This window comes from Deltaproteobacteria bacterium (assembly GCA_009929795.1).
In the GTDB taxonomy this organism is placed as follows: Bacteria; Desulfobacterota; Desulfovibrionia; order Desulfovibrionales; family Desulfomicrobiaceae; genus RZZR01.
The window spans coordinates 1-1,079 of record RZZR01000399.1 but is presented as its reverse complement, the minus strand read 5'-3'; the positions used below and the strand labels follow the sequence as shown (position 1 = coordinate 1,079).

Annotated in this window: 2 protein-coding genes; one reads left to right on the top strand and one right to left on the bottom strand. The window is 61.4% G+C overall.

Translation table 11 applies throughout. The features are described from left to right. Positions 1-731 (bottom strand): DUF59 domain-containing protein (locus tag EOM25_15290; protein ID NCC26544.1); only part of this gene is annotated, 731 nt, incomplete at its 3' end. A 244-nt stretch (positions 732-975) separates the two neighbouring features. Here EOM25_15290 and EOM25_15285 point away from each other — a divergent pair. Continuing rightward, positions 976-1,079: hypothetical protein (locus EOM25_15285; GenBank protein NCC26543.1), on the top strand; the 104-nt coding region annotated here is incomplete at its 3' end.

Below are 1,079 nucleotides of genomic sequence, written 5' to 3'. Positions count from 1 at the left end.
GCAATGTCCTGAGGGGTGGTGACGATGACGGCGCCCGAGACAGGCACCTTTTGCGCGAGGGTCAGCTGGGTGTCGCCCGTACCCGGCGGCAGGTCGATGACGAGATAGTCGAGATCCGACCAGTTGGTGTCGTTGAGCAGCTGCTCCAGGGCCTGGGTCACCATCGGGCCACGCCAGATCATCGGCGTCTCTTCATCGATGAGGAAGCCGATGGACATGGCTTGGAGGTGGTAGGCGTTCATCGGCTCCAGACTCTTGCCGTCCTTGGACTCTGGCTTGCCTGAGATCCCGAGCATGCGCGGCTGGGACGGGCCGTAGATGTCGGCGTCCAGGATGCCGACACTCGCGCCCTCGGCCGACAACGCAAGCGCGAGATTGACGGCAGTCGTGGACTTGCCGACGCCGCCTTTTCCCGACGCGACGGCAATGATGTTCTTGATGTTGTCGATCGGCTTGAGCGACTTTTGAACCGAGTGCGACTTGATCTCCCAGGTCACGTCGACCTGCACCATCTCCACGCCATCGACCTTCAGAACAGCCTCTTCGAGCGTCTTTGCAATGCCCGCGCAGATCGTCTTTGCCGGGAACCCCAAGACGACCTTGATGCGGACCTGACCGCCCTCGATCTCGATGCCCTTGATCGAATGCGCCGCCACCAGATCGCGCCCGAGATGGGGTTCCTTAAAGCCCTTGATGGCAGCTTCAACGGCTTCTTTCGTGGGTTCGGACATGAGGTACTCCAGGATAGATGGATGTGCCCGGCACTACCGGGTCACACAAGACAGATGCTTTTCGGCGGGTCGGGATGTTGGACCCCGGGTCGGAAAAGTTCCCGCAGACTTTTGGTGTGGACGTGCCTTAAATCAAGTCCGGACGCAAAAGCCCGGGGCGGGGCCGCGCTGTCCGGACCAGGACGGCCCGTGAGATACTGGGGCATCGTTCGAGACCCTAAATCCGATCCACTTGAGCCCATCCATGAGTCAAACCCGCGACATCCAGGGCGGCAGCCCCCGAGAGATTCTGGTCACCAGCGCACTGCCCTATGCCAACGGGCCGATCCACATCGGCCATCTGGTCGA